The sequence below is a fragment of the Aeromicrobium flavum genome, assembly GCF_007992115.1.
GTDB classification, from domain to species: Bacteria; Actinomycetota; Actinomycetes; order Propionibacteriales; family Nocardioidaceae; genus Aeromicrobium; species Aeromicrobium flavum.
The window spans coordinates 1-22,457 of sequence record NZ_BJZQ01000011.1 but is presented as its reverse complement, the minus strand read 5'-3'; the positions used below and the strand labels follow the sequence as shown (position 1 = coordinate 22,457).

Genomic DNA, 22,457 nt, shown 5'->3' with positions numbered 1-22,457 from the left:
CTCAGGAGAACCGCGGGAAGGCGCGCGCGCCCGCGTAGCTGGCGGCCGAGCCGAGCATCTCCTCGATGCGCAGCAGCTGGTTGTACTTGGCGACGCGGTCGGAGCGGGCCGGAGCGCCGGTCTTGATCTGGCCGCAGTTCGTGGCGACGGCGAGGTCGGCGATGGTGACGTCCTCGGTCTCGCCCGAGCGGTGGCTCATCATGTTGTGGAAGCCGGCGCGGTGCGCGAGGTCGACGGCGTCGATGGTCTCCGACAGCGAGCCGATCTGGTTGACCTTGACCAGCATGGCGTTGCCGGCCTTCTCGGCGATGCCGCGGCTGAGGCGCTCGACGTTCGTGACGAACAGGTCGTCGCCGACGAGCTGGGTCTTGTCGCCCAGGGCGGCCGTGATCGCCGACCAGCCGGCCCAGTCCTCCTCGTCGAGCGGGTCTTCGATCGACACGATCGGGTACGACGACACGAGCTCGGAGTAGTAGCTGATCATCTCGTCGGTGGACTTGGCCACGCCCTCGAACGTGTAGCCGCCGTCGCCGTGGAACTCGCTGGCCGCGACGTCCATCGCCAGGGCGATGTCGGAGCCGAGCGTGAACCCGGCCTTCTCGACGGCGACCGCGATGAGGTCGAGCGCGGCCCGGTTGCTCTCGAGGTTCGGGGCGAAGCCGCCCTCGTCGCCCAGGCCCGTGGACAGCCCGCGGTCGTGCAGCACGCCCTTGAGCGCGTGGTAGACCTCGGCGCCCCAGCGCAGCGACTCGGCGAAGCTCTCGGCGCCGATCGGCGCGATCATGAACTCCTGGACGTCGACGTTGGAGTCGGCGTGGGCGCCGCCGTTGAGGATGTTCATCATCGGCACGGGCAGCACGTGCGCGTTGGGGCCGCCGACGTAGCGGAACAGCGGCAGGCCGGCGGACTCGGCCGCGGCGTGGGCGACCGCGAGCGAGATGCCCAGGATCGCGTTGGCGCCGTACTGGCCCTTGTTGGGCGTGCCGTCCAGGTCGAGCATGGCCTGGTCGATGGCGCGCTGGTCGTCGGCGTCGAAGCCCACGAGCGTCTCGGCCAGGGGGCCGTTGACGGCCTCGACGGCCTTCAGCACGCCCTTGCCGAGGTAGCGGTCGCCACCGTCGCGCAGCTCGACGGCCTCGAACTGGCCGGTGGAGGCTCCTGACGGCACCGCGGCACGGCCGAGCGTCCCGTCGTCGAGGACGACCTCGACCTCGACGGTCGGGTTGCCCCGGGAGTCCAGGATCTCTCGGGCGGCGACGTCGCTGATGATGGCCACGGCAGGCTCCTCGGTGTGGTTCGGAGGGTGGGAGTCGAGCAGGGCCAGCCTAGCCCCGGCCACGCCCCGCCACGAAGCACCCCGCCGGGTCCCCCACCGGTCGCGTGACGCGTGGGAAAGTGATCGCACGCACGAGCAGGAGGCACCACCATGACGGTACGGAACGACGGTCCCACCGGGGGCCTGGAGGCGGTCCGCCGCGCCGGGATCGAGACCACGGGCATCGAGATCATCGACGAGAGCGAGCGCACCGCCAGGCCGTCCGACCTGTTCTGGCCGTGGTTCGCGGCCAACGTGTCGGTCTTCGGCATCTCCTACGGCACCTACGTGCTCGGCTTCGGCCTGTCCCTGTGGCAGGCCACGCTCGTCGCGGTGCTGGGCATCGTCGTGTCGTTCGCCGCGTGCGGCCTGGTCGCGATCGGCGGCAAGCGCGGGTCCGCGCCCACGATGATCCTGTCGCGCGCGCCGTTCGGCGTCCTCGGGCAGAAGCTCCCGGGCGTCTTCAGCTGGCTGATCTCGATCGGCTGGGAGACGTTCCTCGCGATCATGGCCACGCTCGCCACGGCCACGGTGTTCCGCGAGCTGGGCTGGAGCAGCGGCACCGCCACCAAGATCATCGCGATGATCGTGGTCGCCGCGCTCATCGTCGCCGCCTCCGTCGCCGGCTACCACGTCATCATGCGCATGCAGTCGGTCCTGACGTGGCTGACCGGCCTGGCCACCATCGGCTACATCGCCCTCACGGTCGACGAGATCGACCTCGACGCCGTGACCGCCATGCCCAACGGCTCGGGTCAGGCCGTCATCGGCGCGTTCGTCATGGTCATGACCGGCTTCGGCTTCGGCTGGATCAACATCGCCGCCGACTGGTCGCGCTACCAGCGTCGGTCCACGCCCGGGTCGCAGATCGTCGCCTGGAACACGCTCGCCGGGTCGCTGGCTCCGGTCGTGCTCGTCCTCTACGGCATCCTGCTGGCGGGCTCCTCCACCGAGCTCGCGGACGGGATCGTCATCGACCCCGTCGGCACCCTCGCCACGGTCCTGCCGACCTGGTACCTCGTGCCGTTCCTCATCGCCGCGATCCTGGCCCTCGTCAGCGGCGCGGTGCTGGGCATCTACTCCAGCGGCCTGACCCTGCTGAGCCTCGGTGTGAAGATCCCCCGGCCCACCGCCGCGTTCATCGACGGCGTCATCCTGACCCTCGGCACGATCTACGTCGTCTTCTTCTCCGAGACCTTCCTGGCGCCGTTCCAGAGCTTCCTCATCACACTGGGCGTCCCGATCGCGGCGTGGGCCGGCATCGTCATCGCCGACCTCGCGCTGCGCCGCGACGACTACGACGAGGAGGCGCTCTTCGACCCGCGTGGTCGCTACGGCGCCTGGAACTGGCCCGCCATCGCCACGATGGTCGTGGCCTCGGTCGTCGGGTGGGGTCTGGTGGTCAACAGCTTCGCCGCGGACGCGTCGTGGAACAACTGGCAGGGCTACCTCATCGAACCGCTCGGCCTGGGCACCTTCGTCGCGGACGACGGCTACTGGACGGGCAACTGGGCCTACGCCAACCTCGGCGTGCTGCTGGCCTTCGGCCTGGGCTTCCTCGCGACGCTGCTGCTGCAGCGCGGCCGGGTCGCCCGGCAGGAGGACCGGGCGTGACCGAGCCCTGGCTCGTCGTCATCGACCCGCAGCGGGTCTTCGCCGCCCCGGACTCGCCGTGGGGCTCGCCGATGTTCGGTGCCATCGTCGACCCGATCCGCACCCTCGCGGCCCGGCACCGCACGATCGTCACACGCTGGGTGCCGGCGGTCGGGGCGGCGCGCACCGGGTCGTGGAACGCCTACTTCGAGGCGTGGCCGTTCGCCGACCGCCCGCCGACCGACGCCCTGTTCGACCTGGTCCCCGAGCTGGCCGACCTGGCCGACGACACGGTCGACGCCACGACCTTCGGCAAGTGGCGGGCCCTGGAGTCGGTGACCGGTCCCGCCCCGGAGCTGCTGCTCGCGGGAGTCGCGACGGACTGCTGCGTCATCTCGACCGCACTGGCCGCCGCCGACGCCGGGGCGACCGTGCGGGTCGTCGCCGAGGCGTGTGCGGGGTCGACGCCCGAGAACCACGCCAGAGCCCTCGACGTCATGGGGCTCTACTCCCCCCAGATCACCGTCGTCTGACTACTCGACCGCCGACGCGTCCGCGTGGCGGCGGGTCGCCGCACGCAGCTCGGCCTCGGCGTCGAGACCCGCGTTCCGGGCCTCGTCGACCAGGCGCAGCATCCGCGCACCCAGGTCGTCCCCCTCGACGGGACGGTCGACCCGACCCAGGACCTTGTCGGCCGCCATCAGCGCCGGGAGGTCGGCAGGGATGCCCTCGGCCGGGTGCGTCCGCTGCTTGCGCTCGGCCTTGAGCCGCTGCCAGTTGGCGTCGACCTCCGCGGCCGACGAGACGGTGACGTCGCCGAAGACGTGCGGGTTGCGGTGGACCAGCTTGTCGGCGATCCCGCGCACCACGTCGTCGGTCGTCCACCCCTCGTGGTCCGACTCGGCGATCGACGCGTGGATGACGACCTGCATCAGGAGGTCGCCCAGCTCCTCGCGGAGGTGCTCGGAGTCGGCGAGGTCAATCGCCTCGGCGGTCTCGTACGCCTCCTCGATGACGTAGCGGCGCAGGGACTCGTGCGTCTGCTCGCGGGTCCACGGGCACTCGGCACGCAGCCGCCGCATGACCTCGACGAGGCGGTCGAACTCCCGGCTCACGTCAGGAGCACTGCAGTGCCGCGGGACGGTCCTCGACCGCGGTGGCGTCGAGCTCGCCGCCGGCCACCGACAGCGATCCGGTCTCGCCGATCTGCTGGACGGTCTCGTCGAGGCCGAAGCGCGGGTCGACGTCGATGTCGCTGCTCGCCGTCTCCTGGGCCAACAGCTGCTGGCCGGCCTGCAGGAGCTGCTCCTGGTCGGTGAGGCTGGCGTCGGCCTCGCGCGCCATCTGCGTCGCGATCACGCCGGTGCGCTGGTTGCGCTCGACCAGCCGCAACGCCGCGTCGAACCGGTCGCCGAAGAGCTCCTCGAGCTGGGCCCTCTCCTGCGCGCCGAGCGCCGGCACCGTGACCGTGTAGTCGCGTTCGGCCGCGATCCGGTCGGCCACCTCGCCGGCGACGAGGTCGGCCAGCGACTGGCGCCGCAGGGCGGCGTTGTCGACGCTCGCCGCGCCCTCGCCACCCTGGGAGAGCGACGCCGCGCAATAGACGTCGGCTCCGTCGTCGACCTCGGAGAAGGGGATCTTGTTGCCGTCCACCACGGCGGCGGCGCCCGGGCTCACGGGACCGCAGCCGGCCATCACCGACGCGGCGATCGCGAGGACGGCCACACGAGTCTTCATCATGGGCGCCACAGTACCGGGCGCGTGACTCAGTTCACCTTCTCCTGCAGGCCCGAGTCGGTCGCGTCGATCCACTCGGCTGCCTTGTCCTCACGGACCGCCTGCCACAGCTCGTCGCCGGCGGGACGGTCGAGGTACACGACGCTCTGCGCGCCCTCCATCCCCGTGCCCTTGACCGGGACGGTCGTGAACTTGACGTCGCTCGACCTGATCGACCGCAGCGACCACGCCAGATTGCGCATGTCGCCCGTCGTCAAGTCCTCGTCGACCGCGAGGTTGTCCGTGACCGCGTCGAGCACGTCGTAAAGACGCCTGGGGTTCGTGAACGTTTGGCGCGAGAGCGTCTGATTCATGAGTGCCCGCATGAAGTTCTGCTGACGCTTGATGCGGTCCAGGTCGCCGCCCGCGAGGCCGTAGCGCTGACGCACGTAGGCCAGCGCGGTCTTGCCGTCCATGCGCTGCGTGCCCTTCTCCCACGTCCGGCCGTTGGAGCCGTCGCGCACCGTCTCGGGGATGGTGATCGGCACGCCGCCCAGGGCGTCAGTGAGCGCCTTGAATCCCTCCCAGTCGATGACACCGACGTGATCGATCCGCACGTTGGTCAGCTTCTCGACGGTCTCGACGGCGAGGGCGGGTCCGCCGTCGGCGAAGGCCGCGTTGATCTTCGACGGCCCGAGGCCGGGCACCTGCACCCAGGAGTCACGCGGGATCCCGACCACGGAGACCGACTTCCGGTCCTCCGCGACGTTCAGCACCATGAGCGTGTCGCTGCGCTGGCCGGCGACCGAGCCGTCCTTGCGCTTGTCGCTGCCCATCAACAGGATGTTCATCGCCTCGGTGGGCTCGGGCCGGTCCCCGGTCGGCATGGCCGACGGCAGGCGCTCGACCTGGCCGCCGAGCTGCCGCTGGAGCCAGGCTCCCGAGAGCAGTGCGGCCACCAGCGCCAGTCCCACCGCCAGTACCAGGACGATCAGCACCGACTTCCAGCGCGGGCGCGACGTGGACGGCTCTTCGGCGGTCGGGGTCAAATCCTCGGAACTCACCTCGTCACTGTAGTTGTCGCCCCCTGCGAATCCTGACGCTTCCCCGCAAGCGCGAGCAGGGCGCCCGTGAGCGCTGCACGACCGGTGGTGGCGGACTCCCCCCATAGCGCACCGACACTCCCTTGCAACTCATTGGGCCCGCGTGTCCCTCAATCACATTGCAAATCATGGGCAAAACGTGCGACCATCAATCACGTGAGTCACACACGCACCACCGGTCCCTTGGTCATCCTGAGCCTCCTCGTCCTCGCTCTCGTGGGGTCGACGACGGCTGCTGTCGGCGCGCCCGCGGCGACCGGCGTCCAGGTGCCGTCCGTGGCTGTCGCGACGAAGGCGACGGCGAAGCCCGCGCTGAAGCTGCGCGCATCCGACACCCGCGTCTCCCCCGGCGCCCGCGTGAAGTTCCGGATCACGGCCCCGAGCAAGTCCAAGCGGTCCGTGCGCCTCCAGCGCTGGGACGGCAAGAAGCGCACCTGGCGCACCGTGGCGAAGCGGAAGATGCGCGCCTCGACCCGCGTCTCGGTCAAGGCGCCGAAGGGCACCTCCCGGTACCGCGCCGTCGCGTCCGGCGCGACGCGCCGGTCTGCCGTCGTCACCGTGAAGGCGCGCACCGCGAAGAAGGTCGCCCTGCGACTCAGCACGACGCAGAAGAAGGTGACGGCCGGCTCGCCCGTGACCTTCCGCATCACGAACACCAGCAAGGTCAAGCGCACCGTCCGTCTCCAGCGCTGGGACGGCAAGAAGCGCACGTGGCGCACCGTCGCCAGTCGCAAGACGCGCACCTCGGTGCGGATCACGATCAAGGCTCCCAAGGGCACGTGGCGCTACCGCGCGACCGCGTCGAAGGTGCGCCAGCGCGCCGGCACGAAGGTCCGCACCTTCCCCACGACCCGTTCCGCGGCCGTCTCGGTCCTGGGCCGCGCCGCCGCGAAGTCCACCTCCCCCGCTCCCGCGCCCGCTCCGGCCCCGGCTCCCGTCGCGGGCGACCGCACGCTCGGATCGGCGCCAGTCGGTTCGGCGCGCTACGCCGTGCCCGCGAACGCCCTGTACGTCGCCGCGCGCGGAACAGCAAGCGGCACCGGCACGGCCCAGAACCCCTTCGGCAGCCTGGCCCACGCGGTGTCCAAGGCACCCGCCGGCGCCACCCTCGTCCTGCGCGGCGGGACGTACCACGAGAGCTTCCTCATCGGGGCCCGCAAGACCGGCCTGACGATCCAGAACGCCCCGGGCGAGGCCGTGTGGCTCGACGGCTCGGAGCGCGTCACGAACTGGAAGTCCACGGGCGGCCGCTGGGCCGCAGCCGGCTGGAACCACACGTTCGACCACCGCATCATGTCGGGATCGAAGGACGAGACGAGTCGCTGGGTGAACGCCGCTCGCCCGCTGGCGAGCCACCCCGACCAGGTGTGGCTCGACGGCCGCGCCCTGACGCAGGTCGCCTCCGAGAAGTCCGTGACCTCCGGGACGTTCTTCATCGACAAGGCCGGCAAGCGGATCGTCATCGGCGACAATCCCGCAGGGCGCAAGGTCGACGCGAGCAGCCTGCAGAAGGCGATGGAGATCCACGCGAAGGACGTCGTGATCCGCGGCATCGGCGTGCGGCGCTACGCGTCCACCCAGAAGCAGTTCGCCGCGGTGGTCGCCGGCGTCTCCGGCATCTCCTTCGAGAACGTCGTGGTCTCGGACAACGCCTGGGTCGGCATCGCCGCGTGGGCCTCCGGCCAGCGCTACCGGAACGTGACCGTGTCCAACAACGGCATCATGGGCTTCGGCGGCAACAAGTCGAGCAACCTCGTCATCGAGAACTCCGAGTTCCGGGGCAACAACGCCCAGGGCTTCAAGCCGGCGCCGGTCGCCTCGGGCATCAAGATCACCCGCGCGGACCGGGTGGTGCTGCGCAACAACGTCGTCGCCGACACCCCCTTCGCCGGTGGCATCTGGTTCGACGTCTCGTCCTCGAACCTGACGATCGTCGGCAACGCGATCCACGGGAACGCGGCGGGCCTCATGATCGAGCTGAGCGAGGGCGCACTGGTCGCCGACAACCAGATCTACGGCAACGTCGGCACCGGCCTGCGCGTCCAGGCGTCGGGCTCGGTCGACGTCTGGAACAACACGATCGTCGACCCGCGGCCGTTCGCGGCCTGGGACGATGCGCGCAAGCAGGAGGTCGCGTCCCTCGCCGCCACGATCCCGTGGAAGACCGACGACATCGAGCTGCGCAACAACGTAGTCAGCATGACCGGGTCGAACACGTGCCCGATCCTGACCCAGGACGAGGCGCAGGTCCGCCACGGGAACGACTTCGGCATCCGCTCCAACAACAACGTGTTCCACCGCCGCGGCGTCACGGCGCCCGCCAACTTCGCCTGCTGGGCGAACGGCCTCAAGCAGGTCAAGAGCTTCAAGGACCTCGCCCAGTTCCGCGCGTGGACCGGCAACGACAAGGCGTCCCGCCTCCTGCAGGGAGCTGCGGTCGTGGACGGCCGAGGCACCACCACGAGCGCCGTCCGCGGCGCCACGGCGTCGGTCGCCACTCCCCTGCCGACGACGATCGCCCAGGCGATCGGCCGCACCCCGGGCACCAAGTCGCTCGGCGCGTTCTCCGGCCGCCGCTGATCCGGGGGCCCGCAGCGACCTGCTGCGGGCCTACCCGGTGATCGTGTCGACGACGCGACCGACCCACTCCAGCAGCTCGCGTCCGCGCAGCGGCTTGCCCCCGATGCCCTCCTGGCGCGGCGCGGGCACCAGCAGCACCTTCACGGCCTCCTTGTAGAGGTTCTTGGGGTAGATCCGGTTCATCCGCAGCTTGGCCGACTCGCTGAGCGTGACCGGCGTGAAGCGGATGTTCGAGCCCGCCGAGGTCACCTCGGTCAGGCCGGCCGCGCGCACCTTGACGCGCAGCGCCGCCACGAGCAGCAACGTGTCGACCGAGTCGGGCAGCGGGCCGTAGCGGTCCTGCAGCTCGGTGCGCAGCTCGTCGATGTCGGTGGTCGCGCGCACGTCGGCGAGGCGCTTGTACATCTCCAGCCGGAGCCGCTCGCTGGGCACGTAGTCGTGCGGCAGGTGCGCCTCGACCGGCAGCTCGAGCTTGACCTCCTTCTCGGGCTCGGCGTCGCCGCGGAACTCCGCGACCGCCTCGCCGACGAGCCGGATGTACAGGTCGAAGCCGACGTCGGCGATGTGGCCCGACTGCTCGCCGCCGAGCATGTTGCCCGCGCCACGGATCTCGAGGTCCTTCATCGCCACCGCCATACCGCCGCCGAGCTCGGAGTGCTGGGCGATCGTCACCAGCCGGTCGTGGGCCGTCTCGGTGAGGGGCTTGTCCGGCGGGTAGAGGAAGTAGGCGTAGGCGCGCTCGCGGCTGCGGCCGACGCGGCCGCGCAGCTGGTGCAGCTGCGACAGGCCGAGCGTGTCGGCGCGCTCGATGATCATCGTGTTGGCGTTCGAGACGTCGAGGCCGGACTCGACGATCGTCGTGCACACGAGCACGTCGAAGCGCTTCTCCCAGAAGTCGACCATGACCTCCTCGAGGCGGGCCTCCCCCATCTGGCCGTGGGCCACCGCGACGCGCGCCTCGGGCACGAGGTCACGGATGCGGGCGGCCGCCTTGTCCATGCTCTGCACGCGGTTGTGCAGGTAGAAGACCTGGCCCTCGCGCAGCAGCTCGCGCCGGATCGCGGCCGTGACCTGCTGGTCCTCGTACGGACCCACGAACGACAGGACGGGGTGGCGCTCCTCGGGCGGGGTGGCGATCGTGCTCATCTCGCGGATGCCGGTGACGGCCATCTCGAGCGTGCGCGGGATGGGCGTGGCCGACATGCTCAGGACGTCGACGGCGGCGCGCAGGTGCTTGAGCGCCTCCTTGTGCTCGACACCGAAGCGCTGCTCCTCGTCGATGATGACCAGGCCGAGGTCCTTGATCTTCACGCCCGGCTGCAGCAGCCGGTGGGTGCCGATCACCATGTCGACCGAGCCGTCGGCCAGGCCGTCGAGCGTCGCCCTGGCCTCCTTCTCGGTCTGGAACCGCGACAGCGGCCGCAGCGTGACCGGGAACTGGCCGTACCGCTCGGCGAACGTCGTGTAGTGCTGCTGCACGAGCAGCGTGGTCGGGACGAGCAGGATGACCTGCTTGCCGTCCTGGATCGCCTTGAAGGCGGCGCGGACGGCGATCTCGGTCTTGCCGTAGCCGACGTCGCCGCACACCAGACGGTCCATGGGGACGGTGCGCTCCATGTCGCGCTTGACCTCGTCGACGGTGGAGAGCTGGTCGGGCGTCTCGATGTGCGCGAAGGCGTCCTCGAGCTCGGCCTGCCACGGGGTGTCGGGACCGAACGCGTGGCCCTGGGTCGACTGCCGCGCGGCGTAGAGCTTGATCAGCTCGTCCGCGATCTGGCGCACGGCCTTGCGGGCGCGGCTCTTGCGACTGGCCCAGTCGCCGCCGCCGAGGCGGTCGAGCGAGGGCGACTCGCCGCCGACGTACCGGCTGACCTGGTCGAGCTGGTCCATCGGCACGAACAGCTTGTCGGCGGGCTGGCCGCGCTTGCTCGCGGCGTACTCCAGCACGAGGTACTCCCGGGCTGCGCCGTGCACGACCCGGTTGACCAGCTCGACGTAGCGGCCCACGCCGTGCTGCTCGTGCACCACGGGGTCGCCCGGCTTGAGCTCGAGCGGGTCGATCTGGCGTCGCCGGCGCGCCGGCATCGAGCGCGCGGCTCGTTCGGGGGCGCGCTGTCCGACGAGGTCGCCGTAGGTCAGGACCACGAGGCCGAGCGACTCCGACACGAAGCCGTGGTCGAGGTCGGCGCAGACCACCTGGACGACGCGCTGGCCGGCGACGTCGGCGCCGTCCGCGCGGTCGACGAGGACCGCCGGGATGTCGCGCTCGCCGAGCAGCTCCACGGCGCGCTGGGCCTGGCCGTGGGCCGGGGCGACGTACACCAGGTGCCGCCCCTCGCCCCGCCAGCGGACGATGTCGGCGACGGCCGCCTCGAGGTCGCCGCGGTACTGCGGAGCCGCCTCGGCGTCCATCGTGCGCGAGGCGTCGAGCGCGAACGGCGACACCTCGGCCCACGGCAGGCCGAGCCCGGCCACGTGGGTGCGCACCTCGTCCAGCTCGTGGAACCCCGCGGAGCCCAGGTCGATCGGGCTCTCGCCACCGCCGGCGGCGCTGGCCCAGGACGCCGCGAGGAACTCCTCGCTGGTCGCGAACAGGTCGGCCGCGCGGGCCCGGATGCGCTCGGGGTCGGTCGCCAGCACCACGGACCCGGCCGGCAGCAGGTCGACGAAGAGCTCCATCTCGCCCGACAGCACCGGCGCGAGCGACTCCATGCCCTCGACGGCGTGGCCCTCGGCGAGCTTCGTGAAGATCTCGGCCAGCGAGGGATGACGCTCGGCGTACCGGGCGGCCGTCGCCCGGACCTCGTCGGTCAGCAGCAGCTCGCGGCACGGCGGGGCCCACAGCCGCTCGACGGGCTCGAGCGTGCGCTGGTCGGCCACGGCGAAGCGCCGGATCTCGTCGACGGTGTCGCCCCAGAACTCGACGCGCAGCGGGTGGTCCTCGGTCGGCGGGAACACGTCGACGATGCCGCCGCGCACCGCGAACTCACCGCGCCGCTCGACCAGGTCGACCCGCGTGTACGCCGCGTCGGCGAGCCGCCGGACGACCTCGTCCAGCTCCATCTCGCTGCCGGCGTGCAGCTCGACCGGCTCCAGGTCGGCCAGGCCCTTGACCTGCGGCTGCAGGATCGAGCGCACCGGCGCCACAACGACGCGCGGCCGCTGGTCGCCCCCGTGGACCACCCGGCGCAGGACGGCGAGCCGCCGGCCGACGGTGTCGGACCGAGGCGAGAGGCGCTCGTGCGGCAGGGTCTCCCACGCCGGGAAGACGGCGACGGCCTCGGGTCCGATCAGGGCCCCCACCGCGGCCGCCAGGTCGTCGGCCTCGCGCTCGGTGGCGGTGACGGCGACGACGACCGCGGCGTCGTGCACGAGTGCCGCGGTGACGAACGGGTACAGCGGCGCCGGCGCCGTCAGGTGCAGTGTCTCGGCTCCCTCCCGCACGGCGGAGACGAACGATGCGAGGTGGGGTTCGGCGGCGACGGACGCCGTCACAAGAGGTTGGGCCATGGCCTGTCAAGACTACGGCCACCGCCCATGGTCGCTCGCCGGTCACCGGCCACGGATCGCCCCGCCGCCGTCCCTCCCGTCACGGGCCGCCGCAAGCCGAGGACAGGGCGTACCCGGCCGCACTAGGCTGACGCGCGACGTTCGCGCCGCAGACGCGCGACAGCGGAGAGGCGCCACCTTGACCGAGACGACTCGCATCGACTTCCGGACGGGCCTGCACGCGCTGCGCTCCGCCCAGAAGCCGGCCCGGGGCACGGCCGCGTACTCCCGCCACGTCAACCGGCCGGCGGGCCGCCTCGTCGCCGCGTGGATGAACAGCCTCGGCCTCACGCCCAACCAGGCCACCGTCGTCAGTGCCCTCCTCTCGGGGGCGGGGATCGCGGTGCTGGCGCTCGTCGATCCGACGTGGTGGTCGGGCGTGCTCGTGGCGGTGCTGCTCGCGGCCGGCTACGTGATGGACTCGGTCGACGGCCAGCTCGCGCGGTTGCGGGGCGGCGGCTCGAAGGCCGGCGAGTGGCTCGACCACACGATCGACTGCTTCAAGACCCTGGGCCTGCACCTGGCGGTCGCCGTGTGCTGGTTCCGCTTCTTCGACCTGCCCTCGGACGGCTGGCTCCTGGTGCCGCTGGGCTTCACCCTCGTGGCCGCGGCGACCTACTTCGGCCTGATCCTCATGCCGACCCTGCGACCGCCGGCAGCGCCCGTGGACCCGGCGAGCCTGCCCGCGGAGCACCCGGTGCGCCGGTTCCTCATCCTGCCCACCGACTACGGCCTCCAGTGCTGGGTGTTCGTCCTGCTCGGCTGGGAGGCCGGCTTCCGGGTCGCGTGGACGCTGGTGCTCGCCGCGTGCGCGGCGATGCTCGCCCTGGCCCTCGTCAAGTGGTGGCGTGAGCTGCGCGCCCTCGACTCCGGGACCCGCTGATGCGGATCGTCATGATCGGCACCCGCGGCGTGCCCGCGAGATACGGCGGCTTCGAGACCGCGATCGAGGAGATCGGCCGGCGGATGGCCGATCGTGGGCACGAGGTGACGGTCTACTGCCGGGGCGCCGAGGGCGAACCGGCCGAGCACCTGGGCATGACGCTCGTGCACCTGCCCGCCGCGCGCAAGAAGGCCCTCGAGACCCTGAGCCACACCTTCCTGTCCGTGCTCCACGTGCTGGCCACCCGGCGTCGCCACGACGCCGCCTTCGTCTTCAACTCGGCCAACGCGGTGTTCCTGCCGCTGCTGCGCCTCCGCCGGCTGCCGGTCGCCGTGCACGTCGACGGCCTCGAGTGGAAGCGCGCCAAGTGGGGGGGCGCGGGTCGTCGGTACTACCGCACGGCCGAGGCCCTCTCGGTGCGGTGGGCCGACGCCCTGATCGCCGACGCCCAGGGGATCGCGGACTATTACACGCAGGAGTTCGGCGCCCCGACCGACCTGCTCGTCTACGGCGCCCCGATCCTCACGGACCGGCACACCGCCCGCATCGCCGAGCTCGGGCTCACGGACCGCGGCTACCACCTGGTCGTCGCCCGCTTCGAGCCCGAGAACCACGTGCTGGAGATCGTGCGCGGCTACGCGGACAGCGCGGCGACCCTGCCGCTCGTCGTCGTGGGCTCGGCTCCGTACGCCGACGAGTACACGGCCCGGATCGAGGCGATCGCCGCGGGCGACCCCCGCATCCGGCTGGTCGGCGGCGTGTGGGACCAGGAGCTCCTGGACGCCCTGTACGCGAACGCCGCGTCCTACGTGCACGGCCACAGCGTCGGAGGCACCAACCCGTCCCTGCTCCGCGCGATCGGGGCCGGCTCCCCGGTCATCGCGTTCGACGTCAGCTTCAACGCCGAGTCGCTGGGCTCGGACTCGCGGTACTTCGCGACGCCGGAGGAGCTCGCCCCGGCCCTCGTCGCGGTCGAGGGGGACGTCCCGGGCGCCGTCGCCACGGCCGAGGTCGTCCGCGAGCGGGTCCGGCACCGCTACTCCTGGGACGCGGTCACCGACGGCTACCTCGCCCTCGCGGCCCGGCTCGCCGACGGCTCCTCGACCCGCCGGACGGCGAGCGGAAGGCGCCGGAGCACGTGACGCGGAGCGCAAGCGAAAGCGCCACGGCTCCGAAGCCGCTTCGCTAGCATGCGGGCATGCGTGCACCCATCCGGCCCGTGCGCGGTCGTTGGCCTGCAGCGCTCGAGCGAGTCGGTCCGACCCGGCGCTTCTTCCGCCAGGACCCCCTGACGATCCTCGACGAGACGGCGACCCCCGAGGCCTTCCGGGAGGCGATGGCATCGATCTACGTCGGCGGCACGATCAAGATCACCGGAGCCGCACGCCACACCGGCCCCGACGACCTCCTGATCGAGACGGTTCCCCTCGACGGCGCCCGCATCGTCGACATCGGCGCGTCCGACGGCTCGACCAGCGTCGACCTGGTGCGGCGGCTGCCCGACTTCGGTGAGTACGTCATCGCCGACCTGTTCCTGACCCTGCGCGCCGTGGACGTCGGCCGGCACACCCTGCTGTTCGACGCCGACGGCACCTGCGTCCTCGTGGGCGGCCGGCGCCTCTCCGCCTGGCCGCACCTGTCTCGCGCCGTGCGGGGTCTCTACGCGCCGCTCATCCGTCGTGGCCGGGACCGGCTCGTCGCGTCCGGCCACGAGGTCCTGCTGCTCAACCCCGAGACGCGCCGCCTCATCGCCGAGGACCCCCGGGTGACCTACCGGGTCCACGACGTCTTCGCGGTGTGGCCCGGACCACAGCCGCAGGTCATCAAGATCGCGAACCTGCTCCGCCGGCTCTACTTCACCGACGCCCAGCTGGGCTCCGCCCTGACGTCCGTGCGCGACAGCCTCCCGCAGGGCGGGCACCTGATGATCGTCGACAACCCCCGCCTCGCGGGAGTCGCGTCGCCGGAGCCGCGCGCCGGCATCTGGCGCCGCGACGGTGCACGGCTGATCGAGGTCGCCCGCCTCGGCGAGCCCGAGATCGCCGACCTCGTCGCCCGCGTCGGTGCGTCGGGGTAGTCAGGAACGGGCGTAGGGAGCCTCGGCATGACCGAACACCGCCATGGCCTCGCCACGGCCGCGAGCCATCGCGCGGGCGCCCCGGGCCGCGTGGCGCTCCGAGCCGGTGAGGCGCCCCCACCCGTGCCGCAGCGCGCCGGTCGTGAGCCGGACGGCCGCCTTGACCCCCAGCGTCGCCCGCTCCCGGACCCGCTGCCGGGGGCTCGTGGCCAGCGCCAGCCGGACGCGTGCTGCCGCATTGGCCAGCGAGACGGTGCGGTCCACGGCGTACCGCGGGGTCGTCCGCTCCGTCGGGAGGACGTCGTCGACCCGGGCCTCGGCGCACCAGACGGCCCGCGCGCCGTCCCGGACCAGGGTGCCCGTGAACAGCGAGTCCTCGCCACCGGTGAGCCCGAAACCCGGGTCGAACCGCACGCCGGCGGCACGCACCGTGCGCAGGTCGACGAGCAGGTTGTTCGTCGCGGCGTGCGTGATCGGGGCGCCGGTGACCAGTCCGGACCGGTGCTCGCGGTCGTAGAACCCGCCGGCGGCCACCCACGGGTCCAGGTCGCCGTCGTGGATCGAGACCACCGGCCCGCTGACCAGGTCCGCGCCCGTGACCTCCTTCGTCCGGAGCAGGTGCCGCAACCAGCCCGGGTGGGGTCGCTCGTCGTCGTCGATGAACACCAGGAGATCGGCCTCGTCCGCTGCCCCGAGGGCCGCATTGCGCGCCGCGGAGACGCCGGGGACCGGCTCGGCGACCACGCGGATGCGAGGATCGTCGAACCGCTCGACCACGGCGTGCGCCGAGCGCTCCGGGTCGTTGTCGACGACGAGGAGCGTGAGCCGCGTCCGACTCGCCTCCTGAGCGAGATCGTCGAGCTGCAGAAGCAACGCGGGCACCAGCTCCGCCACCTGCTCGGGGCGCCGGAACGTCACCACGGCCACGACGACGTCGAGGTCACGCACGCCGGATGCATCGCTCATGGCGTCAGGGTAGAGCGCAAATCGCGTCCTGTTCACCAAGTCGCGCGAGCCCACTACACTCGCGGCAGCATGGCGACACTGACCGGCAGGAGACCGACATGAGCGGCCAGCCCCGTGCCGGGTCGGGCGACGCCGGGCGGCTGCGCGTCGCCCTGGGCGCCGCCGCATGCGGCCCCGGTGACGAGCCCGAGCAGAGCGCCGGATGGGCGTTCGCCCTGGCGGCCGCGCAGGAGCATGACGTCTGGGTGTTCACGCGGCCACGCCTCGCCGAGTCCATGGAGTCGGCGCTGCGGGCCGACACCGAGCTGGCCCAGCACGTGACGCTGATCTATCACGACCTGCCGGCCTGGGTGCAGCGGATCCGCACCCTGCCCCTCGGGATCTACGTCTACTACGGCTTCTGGCAGTGGACGCTGCGCCGCGTGGTCCGGCGGACGCACGACGAGGTCGGCTTCGACGTCCTCCACCACGTCACCTTCGCGAACGACTGGCTGCCCACCGCGCTCACCGCCGTGCCCGACGTTCCCCTCGTCTGGGGTCCGGTCGGCGGCGCCACCGCCGTGCCCGTGCGCCGTCTCCGCCGCTGGCTCGGTGCCCGGGGCGCCGTGGTCGAGACCGTCCGCGGTGCGCTCACCGGCCTGCCGCGACGGCTCTGGGGCGACCGCATCGCCGCGCGGGCGTCGCTCGTGGTGGCACAGAACCCGGGCGTCGCCGAGCGGTTCGGCGACAGCCGCCGGGTCGAGGTCGAGCCGAACGCCGCCCTCGAGCCGTTGGCCGTCGTCGACCGTCCTCACGTGCGGCGGAGCGACGACGGCCACCTCGCGGTCTTCGTCGGCCGGCTCCTCGCCTGGAAGGGCGGACGCCTCGCCCTCGCGACACTCGCCCACCCCCGTGCCGCCGGCTGGAGACTCGAGGTGTTCGGCGAGGGCTACGAGCGTCCGGCGCTCGAGGCCCTGGCGCGCGAGCTCGGCATCGACGACCGCGTCACCTTCCACGGGCACCGTCCCCGCACCGAGGTCCTCGACGCCTTCGTCCGCGCCGACGCGCTGTTGTTCCCGTCCATGCACGACCAGGCCGGGTGGGTCGCGGGCGAGGCGAGCTCGCTGGGCTGCCCCGTCGTCTGCCTGCCGCTGGGCGGACCCGCGACGCTCGCCGAGCGCAATGCGTACGTCGCTCCGCTGGAAGGAGACATCGTGGCCAATCTCGCCGAGCAGCTGGGCGCGGCGGCCGAGCACGGCGGCACGCCGCACGACCGCTGGTCGCGCGAGAGACTCCCCGCGGTGGTCGGACGCTGGTACCGGGAGGTCGCGCGGTGAGCGCTCACGGTCGGCCGATCCGCGTCCTGGAGGGGTACGCGGGGATCAAGCCCACGACGAACCCCTACATCACGCAGGTGGACGCGGCGCTGCGCGCGACCGAGGGCCTCACCGTCTCGACCTTCACGGCCCGGCGGGCGCTGACCGGCGGCTACGACCTCCTGCACCTCCACTGGCCCGAGAACCTCTTCGGCGGCCACTCGCTCGAGGGACGTGTGGCCCGCCGGGCGCTGACGACGCTGATCCTGCTGCGACTGACACTGACGCGCACCCCGATCGTGCGAACGACGCACAACCTCCATCGACCCAGCGGCCTGGCCTGGTACGACCACCGGCTCCTGGACTGGATCGACCGGCTGACCCGGGTCCAGATCCGGCTGAACGACGCGACCGACCTCCCGGTCGGCCGCGTCGTGGAGACGATCCCCCATGGCCACTACCGGGAGTGGTACGCGCGCCTCCCCCGGGCCACCGCCGTCCCCGGACGCATCGGCTACATCGGGCTCATCCGCCGGTACAAGGGCGTGGAGGACCTGCTGCGCGCCTTCCACGATCTCGACGACGAGGGCGCGACGCTGCGGGTCACCGGTCAGCCCTCCACGACCGAGCTGGCCGACACCGTCACGTCGCTGGCGGAGCAGGACCCCCGGATCAGCCTGCGGCTGGAGTACGTCGACGACGCCGCGTTCGTCGAGGAGCTCTCGAGCGCCTCGCTCGTCGTTATGCCGTACCTGCACATGCACAACTCCGGCGTCTCCCTGGCTGCCCTCTCGCTCGACCGCCCGATCCTCGTCCCGGACACCCCCGTGAACCGGGCGCTGGCCGCGGAGGTCGGTGCCCGATGGGTCCACCTCTTCGAGGACCGGGTGGATGCCTCCGACCTGGCCCGCGCGCTCGACGCCGCGGCCGCCATCGACGCGTCGGACCGACCGAACCTCGCGGCGCGCGACTGGTCCGACGCCGGACGCGCCCACCTCCGGGCGTTCCTCGCGGCGACGGGGCGAGGTGGCCCGACGTGACGGCCCCGGCGATCCTCGTCGCCCATCCGTCCGCCGACCTGTACGGCTCCGACCTGCAGCTGCTGGAGACGGTCGAGGCCTTCGTCGAGTCCGGCCGCCACGTCGTCGTGGCACTGCCGGGCCCCGGACCCCTGGTCGGCGAGCTGCGGGCGCGTGGCGCCGAGGTCCTCACGATGCGGTTCCCGGTGCTGCGGAAGTCCGCCCTGCACCCGCTGCGCTTCGCCCGCCTGCTGGCCGAGGTGCTCGCGGCCCTCCCGCGCGTGGCCGCGCTCCTGCGACGCCTCGATCCCGAGTTCGTCCTCGTGAACACGATCACCATCCCCTGGTGGCTGGCCGCCGGCCGGGCGATGCGCCGGCCCACGATCTGTCACGTGCACGAGGCCGAGGAGGACGGGGCGAAGGCGTTCCGGACGCTCCTGGCCCTGCCGAACCTCCTGGCCACGCGGTTGATCGTGAACAGCCGGTCCTCGGCGCGCGCCCTGACCGACGTCCTGCCGGTGCTGCGCCGCCGGGTCGAGGTCGTCTACAACGGCGTCCCCGGACCACCCACCGTTCCCGCGCCCGCCCGGGAGCGCAGGCCCGATGATCCGCTCGCGCTGGTGGTCGTGGGGCGGCTCTCCCCCCGCAAGGGGATCGACGTCGCGCTCGAGGCGGCCGCCCGGCTCGCCCGGTCCGGCATCGACGTGACCCTGGACGTGTACGGCTCGGTGTTCGAGGGGTACGAGTGGTTCGTCGACGACCTGCGCGACCTGGCGGCGTCGGCGGACCTCGACGGCCGGGTCGCCTTCCACGGCTACGTCAACCCGGTGTGGCCCGCTCTCGAACGCGCCGACGTCGTCCTGGTCCCCTCACGCGTCGAGCCCTTCGGCAACACGGCCGTCGAGGCGCTCCTCGCCCGGCGCGCGCTGGTCGCCTCCGACACGCAGGGACTCGCGGAGATCGTCACCGCCGGGTCCACCGGCCTGCTGGCCGTCCCGGGCGACGCCGACTCCCTGGCGCAGCAGATCTCGACGCTGGCGCACGACCCGGCCCTCGCGCGGAGGCTGGCCGAGAACGGTCACACGGAGGCATTGGAGCGCTTCGGAACCGACCGGTACCGCCGGCAGATCCGGGAGGCGGTCGGCCTGTCCCCCTCCCGCGGGGAGGGGACCGGCGGACCGCGCTGATCGGGTCCGCGCGCGCCGTTCGCCACCTACACTTGGGAGGCGAACAGCACCGGGCCGCGAGGAAGAAGCAAGCACATGAGCGACCATTCCGACGGCCCCCGCGCCGCACGACCCTGGCTGCTGGGACTCGTGGCCCTCGTGGTCGTCGCCGCGCTCGCCTGGGGGATCTGGGCCGTCACCGCCGGCGACGCCGCGAACGATGACGCCGACGCGACGAAGGGTTCCGCGACCACCGCCGAGCCGTCGAAGGCCCCCGCCTCCGGCAAGCCGTCGGCCGTGGTGCCGACGGACGATCCCTCGCCGGTCGCCACCGACCCCGCCGGGGAGCGGACCGCTCTCGATCCCGTCGAGCCCGACGGCACGGCGAAGCTCTCGAAGGCGATCAGTCTGCGCGTCGTCAGGATCGAGTCCGTCAGGAGCAAGGCCGTCCTGCCCGAGGACACGGCCGGGCCGGCCGTCCGCGTGACCCTCCGGGTCACCAATCGCACCCGTGACCTCCTCGACACCCGGTTCGCGGTCGTCAACGCCTACCACGGCAACGACCTCGTCCCGGCCAACATCCTGAGCCAGCCCGGGGGGCGTCCCCTCCCCACGTCGATCCCGGCGGGCAGATCCGCCTCGGGCGTCTACCTGTTCGACATCGACCGCAAGGACCGCAGGCGGGTGACCCTCGAGGTCGACCTCGCCCCGCAGCTGCCGGTGGCGCGCTTCGTCGGCAGGTTCAGCTGAGCTTCTCGACCGGGTCCGCGGACCTCGCGGCCGGAACGGCGCTCACCGCCAGCGTCAGCGCCAGGGTCGCCGCAGACGTGTAGAACGGGCTGAACGGCAGGTCCCACAGCGACCTCAGGGCGAGGTAGACCACCGCGCCGCGGGCGACCCTGTCCGACGACACGACCATGAGGCCGTGGATCAGGATCAGGGCGATCATGACCACCACGCCCAGCCCGGCGAGGCCGAAATGGATCCAGAGGTTGCCCACGACCGAGTGCACCTCGAAGGTGCGGCCGAACAGATAGACCTCGACGTAGTTGTTGTTCGGGTCGTACCCGATCGTGCGCATGCCCTCCTTGGCCAGCACGAGGTTGTCGTAGCTGACGAGGGTGCCCGCGCCGAGACCGAGCGGATGCGCCTCGATCAGGGCGATGCTGGCGCCGATCTCCGGCCGGCCGCCGAGCAGCGTCGATCCGGCGGCTTCGGACTGGGCGACCGTGCGGTCCCGGGCGGCCTCACCGAGGGCCCCCTCGAGGATGGCCGCCTGGACGGCGAAGTAGCCACCGAGCCCGATCGCCGTGAGCTGGACCAGCACCACGCCGAGTCGGCGCCGCGACCCCCGACCGTCCCGGTTCCGCTCTCCCTGCGTCAGGACGATCGCCGCCGCGATGATGAGCATGGCCGCGGCCGACCGCGAGTCGTTCATCGCCGAGATCACCGTGAGCACCACCAGCACGAGGAACTCCCGCGTGCGGTTGCCGTACACCCCCCTCAGGCTGAGTGCCAGCAGGATCACCGGGACGGACAGCGAGAACTTCCACGGGTTGCCCGGATGGATGCCGCCGACGAGCGCCACGTTGATCAGCGCACCGAGGCCGAAGACCAGGATGACGGTGCGCAGCCCGAGGACCGTCCTGGCCCAGAGCAGGCTGACGACCGCGACGGCCAGGGCCAACAGGCGCGCCGTGTTGGCGACCAGGATGGAGGAGTCCCAGCCCGCGTCCGCCGCGTGGTGCATCGTCAGCAGGACGCCGCAGAGCGCCGCCACGGTGCTGAGGACCACGAAAAGCGGGATGAAGCGGAAGCGACGCAGCGCGCCGAGGGTGATGGGCAGCAGCGGGACCCCCACCACCAACGCGGAGGGCACCCCCAGCGGCAGCGGCACCCTCAGCGCCGTCAGCAGGACGAGCGCCAGGGCGAGCAGGTGCACCAGCTCGACCTCGCGCGCGGCCGTCCCGCCCGGGAAGGTCGACAGCCTGCGCGCAGCGTCGCGTCGCGTCACCGGCGCCTCCTCCCCCGACCCGCGATGTCGAGGCCAGCGGACTCCACCCTAGCTCCGCGGCGCCGGGGCGTCGCTCACTTTCCGATGCTCGACCCGCCGGTCATTCCGGGACCGTGGGGTCGATCGCGGTGATGTCGTCCCACTTCACCGAGAGCGGTGCGGCAGCCGATCCGGCGGCGGGCAGTGTGCCCCACACACCGACCGCACCGGGTGCCTGGAGCGCAGCGGTCGCATCCGTCGCGGTGCGCTGCCAGTCAGGCTCGGCCGCACCGTCCTTCCAGACCTTGCCCCGGACCGTCGTCGTGCCCGACCCGGTCACCTCGATCGCCAACCGGTACTTCTCCCCCGGCACGATCGTCAGGTTCGGCACGAACTGCGTCCCCACCCCGATGGTTCCGGGGTTGCGCAACAGGTTCAGCCGGACACTGCCGTCCGCGGCCAACCGCAACCGGGCGTAGTACTCGTTGCTGCCCACCTTGCGACCCACCAACGACACGTACGTCGCCTCGTACAGCTTGTCGACCGAGAACACCCCGGTCACCCGCGTGTTCGCCGACTCCACCTCACCCAACGTGGCCGCCACGGTCCCACCCGCCGGCAGCGCGAGCACACCCGCACCACCGGACACCGAGTACCGCTGCGCCGACGCCGGCGTCGACCAGACACCACCATCGTCAGCCGTGCCCCACGACCCCGTCACCGACCGCTCGAACGCATCCCTGCCCAGCAGCCGGGCCGGCTCCGGATCCTCCGGCTCGGGCGCGGTCACCGTGACGGTCTTGGTGACCGAGTGAGTCGCTCCGTCGTCGTCGGTCACGGTCAGCTCGACCGGGTACGACCCCGCCGCGGTGAACGGGTGCGAGGGGTTCGTCGCGGTGCTCGTCGCACCGCCCCCGAAGTCCCACGCATGCGACGCGATCGTCCCGTCGGAGTCTGACGCGCCCGACGTGAACGCCGCCGTCAGGCCCGAGGCCGACCAGCTGAAGTCCGCGACCGGGGCGACGTTCGGCGTCGGCTCCTCGGGCTCCTCCGGCTCCTCGAGCACGACGGTGGGGTCGATCGCGGTGATCTGGTCCCACTTGATCGAGAGCGGTGCGGCAGCCGATCCGGCGGCGGGCAGTGTGCCCCACACACCGACCGCACCGGGTGCCTGGAGCGCAGCGGTCGCATCCGTCGCGGTG

The 22,457-nt window shown here is 72.2% G+C and carries 18 protein-coding genes; 10 read left to right on the top strand and 8 right to left on the bottom strand.

The genetic code is table 11. From position 1 onward, the window contains the following. Position 1: 1 nt before the first annotated feature. On the bottom strand, positions 2–1,276 hold the full coding sequence (gene eno, locus AFL01nite_RS10850) for a phosphopyruvate hydratase (protein WP_146827702.1): 1,275 nt from the start codon (positions 1,274–1,276) through the stop codon (positions 2–4). Between the two features lie 150 nt (positions 1,277–1,426). Between eno and AFL01nite_RS10845 the strand changes: the two genes are divergently transcribed. Together AFL01nite_RS10845 and AFL01nite_RS10840 are read left to right on the top strand one after the other, a co-directional pair. After that, entirely contained in the window at positions 1,427–2,929 is a 1,503-nt protein-coding gene (locus AFL01nite_RS10845) for a purine-cytosine permease family protein (RefSeq protein ID WP_146827701.1), read from the top strand. Beyond that, entirely contained in the window at positions 2,926–3,441 is a 516-nt protein-coding gene (locus AFL01nite_RS10840; protein ID WP_146827700.1) for a cysteine hydrolase family protein, read from the top strand. Before AFL01nite_RS10845 ends, AFL01nite_RS10840 begins: the two co-directional genes overlap by 4 nt. Here AFL01nite_RS10840 and AFL01nite_RS10835 read toward each other — a convergent pair whose 3' ends face one another. Genes AFL01nite_RS10835 through AFL01nite_RS10825 form a run of 3 tightly spaced genes read right to left on the bottom strand, consistent with a single transcriptional unit; the run spans position 3,442 to position 5,688 of the window. Beyond that, positions 3,442–4,023: a nucleoside triphosphate pyrophosphohydrolase gene (locus AFL01nite_RS10835; protein ID WP_146827699.1), complete on the bottom strand. Its 582-nt coding sequence runs from the start codon at positions 4,021–4,023 to the stop codon at positions 3,442–3,444. A gap of 1 nt (position 4,024) precedes the next feature. Continuing rightward, positions 4,025–4,648 carry a hypothetical protein gene (locus tag AFL01nite_RS10830; RefSeq protein ID WP_146827698.1) on the bottom strand — a complete coding sequence of 208 codons (624 nt, stop codon included), beginning with the start codon at positions 4,646–4,648 and terminating at the stop codon, positions 4,025–4,027. A gap of 26 nt (positions 4,649–4,674) precedes the next feature. Next, positions 4,675–5,688, bottom strand: a complete 1,014-nt coding sequence (locus AFL01nite_RS10825; RefSeq protein WP_186813920.1) for an LCP family protein — start codon at positions 5,686–5,688, stop codon at positions 4,675–4,677. A 195-nt stretch (positions 5,689–5,883) separates the two neighbouring features. Here AFL01nite_RS10825 and AFL01nite_RS10820 point away from each other — a divergent pair, with 195 nt between their 5' ends. Next, positions 5,884–8,307 carry a right-handed parallel beta-helix repeat-containing protein gene (locus AFL01nite_RS10820; RefSeq protein WP_146827696.1) on the top strand — a complete coding sequence of 808 codons (2,424 nt, stop codon included), beginning with the start codon at positions 5,884–5,886 and terminating at the stop codon, positions 8,305–8,307. Between the two features lie 30 nt (positions 8,308–8,337). Here the strand turns inward: AFL01nite_RS10820 and mfd are convergent, their stop codons facing one another. Beyond that, positions 8,338–11,817: a transcription-repair coupling factor gene (gene mfd / locus AFL01nite_RS10815; protein ID WP_146827695.1), complete on the bottom strand. Its 3,480-nt coding sequence runs from the start codon at positions 11,815–11,817 to the stop codon at positions 8,338–8,340. Between the two features lie 178 nt (positions 11,818–11,995). Between mfd and AFL01nite_RS10810 the strand changes: the two genes are divergently transcribed. The 3 genes from AFL01nite_RS10810 to AFL01nite_RS10800 are packed head-to-tail and all read left to right on the top strand — an operon-like array spanning position 11,996 to position 14,816. Next, positions 11,996–12,739 (top strand): CDP-alcohol phosphatidyltransferase family protein, encoded by a 744-nt coding sequence (locus tag AFL01nite_RS10810; RefSeq protein WP_222593499.1) that lies wholly within the window; start codon positions 11,996–11,998, stop codon positions 12,737–12,739. 11 nt (positions 12,740–12,750) lie between these two features. Next, positions 12,751–13,881, top strand: a complete 1,131-nt coding sequence (locus AFL01nite_RS10805) for a DUF1972 domain-containing protein (protein WP_146827693.1) — start codon at positions 12,751–12,753, stop codon at positions 13,879–13,881. A gap of 56 nt (positions 13,882–13,937) precedes the next feature. Then, the gene (locus AFL01nite_RS10800; RefSeq protein ID WP_146827692.1) at positions 13,938–14,816 is read left to right on the top strand and encodes a hypothetical protein; all 879 of its coding nucleotides are present in this window, start codon (positions 13,938–13,940) and stop codon (positions 14,814–14,816) included. Here the strand turns inward: AFL01nite_RS10800 and AFL01nite_RS10795 are convergent, their stop codons facing one another. After that, a complete protein-coding gene (locus AFL01nite_RS10795) occupies positions 14,817–15,782 on the bottom strand; it encodes a glycosyltransferase family 2 protein (protein WP_186813919.1) in 966 nt (321 codons plus the stop codon). A 98-nt stretch (positions 15,783–15,880) separates the two neighbouring features. Between AFL01nite_RS10795 and AFL01nite_RS10790 the strand changes: the two genes are divergently transcribed. From AFL01nite_RS10790 to AFL01nite_RS10775, 4 genes are all read left to right on the top strand, one after another. After that, the gene (locus AFL01nite_RS10790; RefSeq protein ID WP_186813918.1) at positions 15,881–17,098 is read left to right on the top strand and encodes a glycosyltransferase; all 1,218 of its coding nucleotides are present in this window, start codon (positions 15,881–15,883) and stop codon (positions 17,096–17,098) included. Beyond that, positions 17,095–18,117 carry a glycosyltransferase gene (locus tag AFL01nite_RS15625; RefSeq protein ID WP_186813917.1) on the top strand — a complete coding sequence of 341 codons (1,023 nt, stop codon included), beginning with the start codon at positions 17,095–17,097 and terminating at the stop codon, positions 18,115–18,117. Before AFL01nite_RS10790 ends, AFL01nite_RS15625 begins: the two co-directional genes overlap by 4 nt. Continuing rightward, entirely contained in the window at positions 18,114–19,283 is a 1,170-nt protein-coding gene (locus tag AFL01nite_RS10780; protein ID WP_146827688.1) for a glycosyltransferase, read from the top strand. The genes AFL01nite_RS15625 and AFL01nite_RS10780 overlap by 4 nt, the downstream gene beginning before the upstream one ends. 75 nt (positions 19,284–19,358) lie before the next feature. Beyond that, a complete protein-coding gene (locus AFL01nite_RS10775; RefSeq protein ID WP_146827687.1) occupies positions 19,359–20,012 on the top strand; it encodes a hypothetical protein in 654 nt (217 codons plus the stop codon). On the opposite strand, the gene AFL01nite_RS10770 is transcribed toward AFL01nite_RS10775, so the two are convergent. Together AFL01nite_RS10770 and AFL01nite_RS10765 are read right to left on the bottom strand one after the other, a co-directional pair. Further along, positions 20,005–21,276 carry a hypothetical protein gene (locus tag AFL01nite_RS10770; RefSeq protein ID WP_146827686.1) on the bottom strand — a complete coding sequence of 424 codons (1,272 nt, stop codon included), beginning with the start codon at positions 21,274–21,276 and terminating at the stop codon, positions 20,005–20,007. The genes AFL01nite_RS10775 and AFL01nite_RS10770 overlap by 8 nt on opposite strands. A gap of 100 nt (positions 21,277–21,376) precedes the next feature. Next, positions 21,377–22,457: PKD domain-containing protein (locus AFL01nite_RS10765; protein ID WP_146827685.1), on the bottom strand; the 1,081-nt coding region annotated here is incomplete at its 5' end.

Bases quoted from the DNA above. Each gene is read 5' to 3' on its own strand.
- AFL01nite_RS10845 (WP_146827701.1), top strand. From the start codon at position 1,427: ATGACGGTACGGAACGACGGTCCCACCGGGGGCCTGGAGGCGGTCCGC.
- AFL01nite_RS10830 (WP_146827698.1), bottom strand. From the start codon at position 4,648: ATGATGAAGACTCGTGTGGCCGTCCTCGCGATCGCCGCGTCGGTGATG.
- mfd (WP_146827695.1), bottom strand. From the start codon at position 11,817: ATGGCCCAACCTCTTGTGACGGCGTCCGTCGCCGCCGAACCCCACCTC.
- AFL01nite_RS10805 (WP_146827693.1), top strand. From the start codon at position 12,751: ATGATCGGCACCCGCGGCGTGCCCGCGAGATACGGCGGCTTCGAGACC.
- AFL01nite_RS10800 (WP_146827692.1), top strand. From the start codon at position 13,938: ATGCGTGCACCCATCCGGCCCGTGCGCGGTCGTTGGCCTGCAGCGCTC.
- AFL01nite_RS10795 (WP_186813919.1), bottom strand. From the start codon at position 15,782: ATGAGCGATGCATCCGGCGTGCGTGACCTCGACGTCGTCGTGGCCGTG.
- AFL01nite_RS10790 (WP_186813918.1), top strand. From the start codon at position 15,881: ATGAGCGGCCAGCCCCGTGCCGGGTCGGGCGACGCCGGGCGGCTGCGC.
- AFL01nite_RS10775 (WP_146827687.1), top strand. From the start codon at position 19,359: ATGAGCGACCATTCCGACGGCCCCCGCGCCGCACGACCCTGGCTGCTG.